General features: G+C 73.4%; 9 protein-coding genes and 1 riboswitch. Of the genes, 6 read left to right on the top strand and 3 right to left on the bottom strand.

All coding sequences use genetic code 11. The annotated features are described in order from the left end of the window. Positions 1-124: 124 nt before the first annotated feature. A complete protein-coding gene (locus ACFWOG_RS35915; RefSeq protein ID WP_329950145.1) occupies positions 125-1,483 on the bottom strand; it encodes an NAD(P)/FAD-dependent oxidoreductase in 1,359 nt (452 codons plus the stop codon). Between the two features lie 262 nt (positions 1,484-1,745). Between ACFWOG_RS35915 and ACFWOG_RS35920 the strand changes: the two genes are divergently transcribed. From ACFWOG_RS35920 to purB, 4 genes are all read left to right on the top strand, one after another. Beyond that, a complete protein-coding gene (locus tag ACFWOG_RS35920) occupies positions 1,746-2,501 on the top strand; it encodes a HipA family kinase (protein ID WP_355405621.1) in 756 nt (251 codons plus the stop codon). Continuing rightward, entirely contained in the window at positions 2,498-2,914 is a 417-nt protein-coding gene (locus ACFWOG_RS35925; RefSeq protein ID WP_329877905.1) for a DUF3037 domain-containing protein, read from the top strand. Before ACFWOG_RS35920 ends, ACFWOG_RS35925 begins: the two co-directional genes overlap by 4 nt. Positions 2,915-2,997: 83 nt before the next feature. Next, the gene (locus tag ACFWOG_RS35930) at positions 2,998-3,447 is read left to right on the top strand and encodes a MarR family winged helix-turn-helix transcriptional regulator (RefSeq protein ID WP_380363545.1); all 450 of its coding nucleotides are present in this window, start codon (positions 2,998-3,000) and stop codon (positions 3,445-3,447) included. A gap of 180 nt (positions 3,448-3,627) precedes the next feature. Then, on the top strand, positions 3,628-5,058 hold the full coding sequence (gene purB, locus ACFWOG_RS35935; RefSeq protein WP_329950143.1) for an adenylosuccinate lyase: 1,431 nt from the start codon (positions 3,628-3,630) through the stop codon (positions 5,056-5,058). Between the two features lie 28 nt (positions 5,059-5,086). On the opposite strand, the gene ACFWOG_RS35940 is transcribed toward purB, so the two are convergent. Further along, a complete protein-coding gene (locus ACFWOG_RS35940) occupies positions 5,087-6,637 on the bottom strand; it encodes an MFS transporter (RefSeq protein WP_380363547.1) in 1,551 nt (516 codons plus the stop codon). A 310-nt stretch (positions 6,638-6,947) separates the two neighbouring features. Continuing rightward, positions 6,948-7,109, top strand: a riboswitch (cyclic di-AMP (ydaO/yuaA leader). 3 nt (positions 7,110-7,112) lie between these two features. On the opposite strand from ACFWOG_RS35940, the gene ACFWOG_RS35945 reads away from it, so the two are divergent. Next, complete coding sequence (locus ACFWOG_RS35945; RefSeq protein ID WP_380363549.1) at positions 7,113-8,123, top strand: peptidoglycan DD-metalloendopeptidase family protein; 1,011 nt, start codon at positions 7,113-7,115, stop codon at positions 8,121-8,123. A gap of 539 nt (positions 8,124-8,662) precedes the next feature. Here ACFWOG_RS35945 and ACFWOG_RS35950 read toward each other — a convergent pair. After that, positions 8,663-9,382: a DUF2470 domain-containing protein gene (locus tag ACFWOG_RS35950; protein WP_329877895.1), complete on the bottom strand. Its 720-nt coding sequence runs from the start codon at positions 9,380-9,382 to the stop codon at positions 8,663-8,665. A gap of 273 nt (positions 9,383-9,655) precedes the next feature. Between ACFWOG_RS35950 and ACFWOG_RS35955 the strand changes: the two genes are divergently transcribed. Beyond that, the coding region (locus ACFWOG_RS35955; protein WP_380363551.1) for an MFS transporter at positions 9,656-10,010 on the top strand (355 nt) is incomplete at its 3' end.

The following is a 10,010-nucleotide window of genomic DNA, read 5'->3' on the forward strand; positions in this document are numbered from 1 at the left end:
GGCCCCGGGCGGTCTTCCCCGCCCCGCCGCGTGGGCGGCGTCCCCCGGCCGCCCCCCCCCCCCCCCCGCCCGGCGGGGGGGGCCCCCCCGGCGCCGGCCGGACCGCGCGCAGGCGGCCGGGCGGTCAGCCCTTGGCGAGCAGCGCCTGGGCGTGCGCCTTCACCTGATCCTTCGTCAGGTAGGCGTCGGTGTACTCGAAGTCGCGCAAACGGGCGGGCTGGCGGGCCAGGAACCCGGTGCGGACGAAGTCGTCACCGGCGGTCGCGTTGAGCAGCCAGTTCGCGCCGACCCGGAACTTGGCGGCGTTGGTGCGCATCGCCATCAGGTGGTACCCGCGTGCCACCACCTGGGCAGGCACCCCGCGCAGTTCCACGCCGATCGGCTTCGACACGGCGTCCTTGCCGCCGAGGTCCACGACCAGGCCCAGGTCCTTGTGGTAGTAGGGCTCCAGCGGCTGGTGGCGGAGGGCGGCGATCACGTTGCCGGCCACCGCCCGGCCCTGACGCGCCGAGTGCTGGGCGGTCGGCGGGCAGACCGCACCGTCGCCCTTGGCGAGGTCGGGCACGGCGGCCGCGTCGCCGAGCGCGAAGACGCCCTCGAACTGCGGCACCCGCATCTCCGCCGTCACCGCGATCCGGCCCCGCACCGTCTCCGCGTCGAGGGTGCCGATCAGCGGGCTGGCCGCGACGCCCGCCGTCCAGATCAGGGTCCGGCAGGGCAGCACCCGGCCGTCGGTGAACTTGACCGACTCGGCGCCGACCTCGGCCACCGAGACGCCCAGCGAGACCTCGATGCCGCGCCCGCGCAGGACCTCCAGGGCGGCGATGCCGAGCGCGTCGCCGAGTTCGGGCATCAGCTTCGGGGCGATGTCGATCAGGTGCCACTTGATCTGCCGGGCGTCCAGCCGCGGGTAGCGGAGGGCCGCCGCCGTGGTGAGCCGTTGCAGACAGGCGGCGGTCTCGGTGCCGGCGTAGCCGCCGCCGACCACCACGAACTGGAGCCGGGACTCGCGCTCGCGCTGGTCCAGCGTGGCGGAGGCGAGGTCGAGTTGGGCGATCACGTGGTCCCGGACGTACGTCGCCTCGGCGAGCGTCTTCATCCCGCGCGCGTAGTCGGTCAGGCCGGGGATGTCGAAGGTGCGGGTGACGCTGCCGGGGGCGAGGACCAGGTAGTCGTACTTCAGCGCCACCACCTCGTCGGTGATCTTGCGGACCACGCAGACCTTGGACCCGGGATCGACGCCGATCGCGCCGCCGGGGACGATGTGCGTCCGGCGCAGCGTCCGGCGCAACGAGACGGCCACCGACTGCGGGGTGAGCACGCCGGCCGCCACGTGCGGCAGCAGGGGCAGGTACAGCTGGTAGCTGAATGGTGTGACCAGTGAGATCTCCGCCTCCGAGGGAGCGAGCTTGCGCTCCAGACGGCGCGCGCACTCCAGCCCGGCGAAGCCGCCGCCCACGATCAGGATCCGGGGTCGTTCCATCGTGCGTCCCTCACAGTGCATGTCGTTCAGTCACGGTGTCGTTCAGTCACGGTGCGGGCCGAGTCGGTGCCGGTCGAATCGGCGCAGTTCACAGCGGTGCAGGTCACGGCAGTACAGGTGCCGGTGGTGCCGGGCAGGCGTCTACCCCGCTACTGTCCGCCACACTCGCACGGAGCAGCACGGGCTGCCACCGGGACGACCCGGGCGGGCGAGCATGCCGAGCGACACCCGCCCCGTGCATATGCCGGATAGGCTGTCGGCCGTGCTCCCCGAGGTGACGGCGGTCCGTTATGTGACGCCACTGCGAGAAGGCGGCTCGATGCCGGGCCTGGTCGAGGCCGACGACCGGCGGCTCTACGCGCTGAAATGGGTCGGTGCCGCGCAGGGCCGCAAGGCGCTGGTCGCGGAGGTGCTGGCCGGGGAGCTCGGCCGGCGGCTCGGCCTGCCGGTGCCCGAACTGGTCACCGTCGACCTGGACCCGGTGCTGGCGCGCAGCGAGCCGGACCCGCAGATCCAGGATCAGATGAGGGCCAGCGGCGGGGTCAACCTGGGCATGGCCTTCGTCAGCGGTGCGCTCAACTTCGACCCGGTCTGCTTCGAGGTGGACTCCGGACTGGCCGGTCAGGTGCTCTGGTTCGACGCGCTGATCGGCAACGTCGACCGCTCCTGGCGCAATCCCAACCTGCTGGTCGCCACCGGCGGGCTGCGGCTGATCGACCACGGCGCCAGCCTGATCTTCCACCACCACTGGCCCGGCGCCGCTGCCTGGATCCGCCGGGCGTACGACGCCTCCGACCACGCGCTGCTGCGCGCCGAGCCCGACCTGCTCGCGGCCGACAAGGTGCTCGCCCCGCTGGCGGAGTCGGCGATCGGGGAGGCGGTGGCGCGGATCCCCGACGTCTGGCTGGTGGACGAGCCGGGGTTCGACTCGCCCGAGGCGGTGCGCGCCGCGTACCGCGCCCAGCTGACCGAGCGACTGGCCGGTCCGCGGGACTGGCTGCCGGAGGTGTCCGCATGACCGGCCCGATCCGGTCGGCGCTGCCGGCCGTCGCCGAACTGCACGACTACGAGTACGCGGTGATCCGGGCGGTGCCCCGGGTGGAGCGCGGCGAGTGCGTCAACGTCGGCGTGCTGCTGTACTGCCGGCAGAGCGCCCACCTGGCGGCGCGGACGCACCTGGACCAGGCGCGGCTGCTGGCGCTGGACCCGGTGGTCGACGTCGCCGGGGTGCGGCGGGCGCTGCACGGGATCGAGGTGGTCTGCCAGGGCGGGCCGCAGGCCGGTCCGGCGGCGGCGGACAGCCCGGGTCAGCGGTTCCGCTGGCTGACCGCGCCGCGCAGCGCGGTGGTCCAGCCGGGGCCGGTGCACACCGGGCTGACCGCGGACCCGGAGGCCGAGCTGCGGCGGCTCTTCGACCAGCTGGTGCTCTGACCGGGCGGCCCGCGCTCCGGGCGGCAGGTCTTTGCCGTGCTCAAAGCTTGAGTTACTGAAGCACTCGGTCGTACCCTGACCTCATGGGTTCGACAGCGACGACGACCGTACCGACCAACGGCGAGCTGATGGAGGCACTGGCCGCCGTCGGCGCCGCGTACTTCCAGGACTTCGCGGCCGCCGCGTCCCGGCACGGTCTCTCCTCCTCGCAGGCCAAGGCGCTCGGCGCCGTCCAGGAGCCGGTGCCGATGCGCGCGCTGGCCGGCCGCCTCGGCTGTGACGCCTCCAACGTGACCGGGATCGTCGACCGTCTGGAGTCGCTGGGCCTGGCCCACCGCGAGGCGGCGGCCGGGGACCGGCGGGTCAAGATCGTCGTCATCACCGAGCAGGGCCGGGAGATCCTGGGGCTGATCCGGGGCGAGATGAGCCGGACCCACCAGGCCATCGGGACCATGACCGACGAGCAGCGGGTGGCGCTGCACTCGGTCTGCGTCCAGGTGCTCCCGGTGCTCAGCGGCCGGGCGGCTCCCTGAGGCCTCCGCGACTCCCGGGGGCCCTCCGCGACTCCCGGGCGCGCCCGGCGCGACCGCTGCCCCCGTTTCCGTCGGCCCCCGGCCCGGCCCGGGCCGCTCCGTCCGGCCCGTCCGGCCCGTCCGCCGTGGCCGCCGGACCGGCGCGGTTCCGGCTGACCTCGGCTGTTAGGCTTGCGAAGCGTGAGCGCGAAGCCCCAGATCCCCAATGTCCTGGCCTCCCGGTACGCCTCGGCGACCCTGGCCCAGCTCTGGTCCCCCGAGCACAAGGTGGTGCTTGAGCGCCACCTCTGGCTTGCCGTCCTGAAGGCCCAGCAGGACCTCGGCGTCGAGGTGCCGGCCACGGCCGTCGCCGACTACGAGCGAGTGATCGACCAGGTCGACCTCGCGTCGATCGCCGCCCGCGAGCGGATCACCCGGCACGACGTGAAGGCCCGCATCGAGGAGTTCAGCGAGCTCGCCGGCCACGAGCAGATCCACAAGGGGATGACCTCCCGCGATCTGACCGAGAACGTCGAGCAGCTGCAGATCCGGCAGTCGCTGGAGCACGTGCGCGACCGCGCCGTGGCCGTCCTGGTCCGGCTGGGCCGTCTGTCCGCCCAGCACGCCGAGCTGGTCATGGCCGGCCGCTCGCACAACGTGGCCGCGCAGGCCACCACCCTGGGCAAGCGCTTCGCGACCGTCGCCGACGAGCTGCTGGTCGCCTTCCGCCGCCTGGAGGAGCTGATCGCCCGGTACCCGCTGCGCGGGATCAAGGGCCCGGTCGGCACCGCCCAGGACATGCTCGACCTGCTCGACGGCGACACCGACAAGCTCTCCGAGCTGGAGCGCCGGGTCGCCGCGCACCTCGGCTTCGACAACGTGCTCACCAGCGTCGGCCAGGTCTACCCGCGCTCGCTGGACTTCGAGGTGCTGACCGCCCTCGTCCAGCTGTCGGCCGCGCCGTCCAGCCTGGCCAAGACGATCCGCCTGATGGCCGGCCACGAGCTGGTCACCGAGGGGTTCAAGGAGGGCCAGGTCGGCTCCTCCGCGATGCCGCACAAGATGAACACCCGCTCCTGCGAGCGCGTCAACGGCCTGGCCGTCATCCTGCGCGGCTACGCGTCGATGACCGCCGAGCTGGCCGGCGACCAGTGGAACGAGGGCGACGTCTCCTGCTCCGTGGTCCGCCGGGTCGCGCTGCCGGACGCCTTCTTCGCGTTCGACGGTCTGCTGGAGACCTTCCTGACCGTCCTCGACGAGTTCGGCGCCTTCCCCGCCGTGATCGAGGCCGAGCTGGACCGCTACCTGCCGTTCCTGGCCACCACCAAGGTGCTGATGGGAGCGGTCCGCGCGGGCGTCGGCCGGGAGGCCGGCCACGAGGTCATCAAGGAGCACGCCGTCGCCTCCGCGCTCGCGATGCGCGCCGGCGCCCGGGAGAACGAGCTGCTGGACCGCCTCGCGAACGACGAGCGGATCCCGCTGGACCGGGCCGCGCTGGACGCGCTGCTGGGTGACCGGCTCTCCTTCACCGGCGCCGCCGGTGCCCAGGTCGCCGAGGTCGTCCGGCAGATCGAGGCGGTCGCGGCCGCCCACCCCGAGGCCGCCAAGTACGCTCCGGGCGACATCCTCTGACGTTCCGTCAGGCTGGTCCGGCGTCTCGTCAGGCGTCCGGCCGGGGCCCCGTCACCGTACCGGTGGCGGGGCCTTCGCCGTGCTCGGACGCCTCCGGCGCGTGGCCCGGATCCAGTGGCGGTGCGCCGGTGGCGCAGGCGTACCGGCAGTCCGGCTCGGCCACCGGGTGATCCTCCGGCGCCAGGACGTTGCCGTGCACGGTGACCAGCGCGGTCAGCCCGCCGGCCACCAGCAGCCCGGCGCAGATCAGCATCGCGGTGCGGAACGCCGCGTCCACCGAGGCCGGCACCTGGTAGGCGTCGCCGCTCAGCCCGGCCAACGACGGCAGGGCGGCGACCGCGAGCAGGCCGGCGGCCCGGGCGGCGGCGTTGTTCACGCCGCTGGCGATCCCCGCGTGCCGCACCTCCACCGCCGCCAGCACCGTCGCGGTCAGCGGTGCGACCAGCAGCACCATCCCGCAGCCCATCACCGTGACGGCCGGCAGCACGTCCGTCCAGTACGAGGCGTCGGGGCCGATCCGCAGCATCAGCAGCACGCCGGCGGCGCAGAGCAGCGGGCCGACGGTGAGCGGCAGCCGGGGCCCGATCCGCTTGCCCAGCCGTCCGGCCCGCGCGGAGAGCGCCAGCATCAGCACGGTGATCGGCACCAGGGCCACCCCGGAGACCAGGGGGGAGAAGCCGGAGACGATCTGGAGCTGCACGACGAGCAGGAAGAAGACCCCGCTGAACGCCGCGTAGACGGCGAGGGTGACCAGGTTCACCGCCGTGAACAGGCGTGACGAGAAGAGTCCGAGCGGCAGCATCGGCTCCGGCGTGCGGCGCTCGACCAGCACGAAGGCCACGCCCAGCAGCAGCCCGGCCGCCCCGGTGAGCCAGACCCCGGGGGAGAGGCCCTCCCCGGCGGCGGTCAGCGCGTAGGTGAAGGTCCCCAGGGCCACTGCGGCCAGCACCGCGCCGAGGACGTCGAACCGGCCGGTCGAGGACTCGTCCCGGCTCTCCGGCACGTGTCGGGCGGTCACCGCGACGACCAGCACGGCCAGCGGGACGTTCAGGAGGAAGATCCACCGCCAGCCCGGCCCGTCCACCAGCCAGCCGCCGAGGAACGGTCCGACCGCCGCCGACACCCCGCCGAGGCCGGACCAGAGGCCGACCGCGGCGGAGCGGTCCTCGGGGTGGAAGACCGCCTGGAGCATCGCCAGTGATCCCGGGGTGAGCAGGGCCCCGCCGACGCCCTGCACCGCGCGGGCGGCGACCAGCACCTCGATGGTGGGCGCGGCCGCGCAGGCCGCGGAGGCGACGGCGAACCAGACCACGCCGAGCAGGAAGATCCGGCGCCGGCCGTACCGGTCCCCGAGCGCGCCGCCGAGCAGGATCAGCCCGGCCAGGGTGAGCAGGTAGGCGTTGAGCGTCCACTGCAGGGCAGCGAGCGGGGCGTCGAGATCGGTCCCGATCCTGGGCAGCGCGACGTTCACGACGGTCCCGTCGAGCATCGCCAGGCTGGAGCCGAGCACCGTCGCCAGAAGTACCCAGCGACCCTGCGCGGTGCCCAACCGCAGGATGCCGGCCTCGGAGGTGGCCACGGCATGATCGTCCGCCCCGGGGGCCGACGTGACAAGGGTCACCGGGGGCGTGTCGGCGGATGGCTTTCCGTGAGTGATCGTGTGCGGACCGGTCCGGAAATCGGCGGAGGGTCGTGGATCAGTGGCACGCCGTGAATCGATTGTGTGCGTACTGTGCAGCCGATCATTCGGAGCGTGACGGCGGTCCGGTGTTTTGTTGCGAGTTCAAGAGATCGACATTGCTTCACTCGGACGGATGAGTTTTAGTTCAGCGACCGCCCGGCGTCAGCCCGGGTGGCCACCGGGTGGAACGCCTAGTCCTGCCGCTGCCCGGTGGTACGCAACGAACTCTGTTCGGCAGGAGCGGGGGACCCAAAGGTAAGTCGCCGGACCGGAATTCGCGGTCCGGCTTGGGGTGAAGCCGCCTAGATGCGGCCGGGCAACTCCAGCCCGAACCCGACAGCTCACCTCGTAGGCGTCGGAGAGGACATCAGCCATGGCCGCACAGGCTCGTCGTATCGCCCTGCCCCGCGCCGTCCGCATCGGTATCGCCACCGCCGTCACCGGCGCCGCCTTCGCCCTCCCGCTGGTCACCGCGGTGAGCGCCCAGGCCCACGAGGCTCCGGCCGCCAAGCCCCACCAGACCAGCACCTGGAACGGCGCCGCCAGCGTCGACGCCGCCCCGGCCGCCGAGACCGCCCCGGCCGCCGCGGCCGAGGAGACCTACAAGGTCGCAGGCGGGGACACCCTGTCGAAGATCGCCGACGCGAAGAACGTCCAGGGCGGCTGGGAGGCCCTGTACGAGCGCAACCGCTCGGTCGTCGGCGCCAACCCGAACCTGATCTACCCGGGCCAGCAGCTCGCACTCGGCGGCAAGGCCGTCGAGGCCGCCAAGCCGGCCGCGCCCGCCGCCAAGCCGCAGGTCTCGCAGGACTCGGTGAAGCCGGCCGCCAAGCCCGCCGCCCCGGCCGCGAAGCCCGCCGCCCCGGCCGTCAAGCCGGTCGCCCCGGCCGCGAAGCCCGCCGCGCCCGCCGCCAAGCCCGCGCCGGTCCAGGCCGCGAAGCCCGCCGCCCCGGCGCCGGCTCCCGTGGTCGCCTCCTCCGGCTACGTCGCCCCGCTGGCCGGTACCAAGCTCGGTACCGCCTACGGTGTCGCCGGTTCCATGTGGTCCTCCGGCCACCACACCGGTGTCGACTTCTCCGCTGCCACCGGCACCCCGCTGCGCGCCATCGCGGCCGGCACCGTGGTGAAGGCCGGCAACGGCGGCGCCTACGGCAACGAGGTCGAGATCAAGCTCGCCGACGGCAAGTACGCCCAGTACGCGCACCTGTCCTCGATCGCGGTGAAGGTCGGTCAGACCGTCACCGCCGGCCAGCAGATCGGCCTCTCCGGTGCGACCGGCAACGTGACCGGCCCGCACCTGCACTTCGAGATCCGCACCGGCTCGGAGTACGGCTCGGACATCGACCCGATCGCCTACCTGCGGGCGCACGGCGTCTCGATCTGATCGAGCACCAGAACCACCGCTGGGTGCGGGGTGAACGACCTCCCGGAATGGTCATGTCGGGTGACCGCTTGACCGGGTGATCGCCGCACCACCAGTGGATCCACGGGCGCGGGACACGCCCGTTGGGCCGGCCCGGTTCGCGAGACCTCCTCTCGCGAACCGGGTCGGCCTTTGTCGTTTACTCCCCCCGGGGGGGATCTTTCCGGTGGCTTGTCCGCCCGGCCGGATTCCCGCCGAATTCAGGCCGAATCCCGAAGGGTTCCGGAAGGGTTCCGGAAAGGGCTCGGTGAGAGTTCGGGAGGGGTTTCCGGGCGAACGGATCGTTCGGGTGCCGTCAGCGGCGCGGGGCGGTGGTGCCGGTCGGCAGGGTTCGCCGGAGTGTGCGGCCGCCGGGGACGCGCGGGTGGGCGCGGTCGACCCGGTGGACGCTCGCGGAATCTCCCGGCCGACCGGGTCCGCGGCATGGGTGGCCGGCGGTGCGCGGCCGGCCGTCAGCGGCCGGGCCGGGCGGGAGAGTCGGGCCGGGGGTAGGGCGGGGGTCAGCGCCGGTGCGCGGGCTCGGCCTGCTGCGCGGCGGTCAGCAGCTGGTGCACCCGGTGGCCGAAGTCGTCGGCGTCGTGGGCCGGTTCGGGGAAGACCAACCGGACGTCACGGTGGCCGTGCGCGTGGTCGAGGCGGAGCACCAGGCCGTACCGGTCGAGGGCGAGCGGCCGGACGTCGGGGTGGTCGACGAGCAGCTCCGGGTCGAGGAGGCGGGTGAGCACCGCGAGGGCGTCCGGGTGGTCGTCGGCGAGGTGGGTGAGCATGCCGGCCTCGTAGCGGGCGAGCGGGTCCGGGGTGGCGAGGGCGAGGTCGGCGCCGGTGAGGGCGCTGGTGCCGTACGGGGTGGAGAGGACGGCGTGGGCGACGTCCAGGCGGAGGTGGACGCTGAGGCCGTCGTCGGCGAGGTGGGCGAGGTGGAGGCGCCCGGCCAGGGTGAGGCGTCCGCGGACCCGGTCGCGGACGGCGACCGGCGCGATGTCGGTGAGGTCGAGGACGACGGGGAGTCCGTCCTGCTCGCGGACGGTCGCGAGGGTGAGCGGGGCGTCGAGCGGGGCGCGCAGGCGGAGCCTGGAGCCGTGGACCGAGACGGGGGTGGTGAGTTCGTGGTGCTCGCCGAAGGCGCGGACGACGACGGAGGAGGCTGCGCAGAGCAGGCTGCCGACCCGTTCGGCGGCGGTGGGCTCGGGGACCTCGGCGTCGATGGGGGTGGGGTTCATGGCAGCCTCCGGCTAGTTAGGTGAGGCTAACCTAATGACTTGCGCTGCGTGAGGCAAGGTGACGCGGGCCGTCGCGTGCGGGGGGTGGCGGCGAGTTGCCGGAGGGGGAGCCGGGTGAGGCTGTCGTGGAGGGTGTTGCAGGCGGCCGTCTATATGCCGCGCTTGCAAGTATCCGGCGAGCGGTCGTATTGTCGACGCTGGTAGTTGCACGCGCAATGGTTTGGTGTGCGGCTGACCGGTACCCCTGCAACGCTCCGGAAAGCGGTCCCTCTCATGCCTCTCGCGCTCCTGGCGCTGGCGATCAGCGCCTTCGGCATCGGCACCACCGAGTTCGTGATCATGGGCCTGCTGCCCGAGGTCGCCGGCGACTTCTCGGTGTCCATCCCCACCGCCGGCCTGCTCATCTCCGGCTACGCGCTCGGCGTCGTCGTCGGCGGGCCGCTGCTCACGGTCCTCGGCACCCGCGTCCCCCGCAAGGGCATGCTGCTGATGCTGACCGGCCTGTTCATCGTCGGGAACCTGGTCTCCGCGGTGGCCCCCGCCTTCGGGCTGCTGATGGCCGGGCGGATCCTCGCCGCCTTCGCGCACGGCGCGTTCTTCGGCATCGGTTCGGTGGTCGCCGCCGACC

Source organism: Kitasatospora sp. NPDC058406, from assembly GCF_042722765.1.
Classification (GTDB): domain Bacteria; phylum Actinomycetota; class Actinomycetes; order Streptomycetales; family Streptomycetaceae; genus Kitasatospora.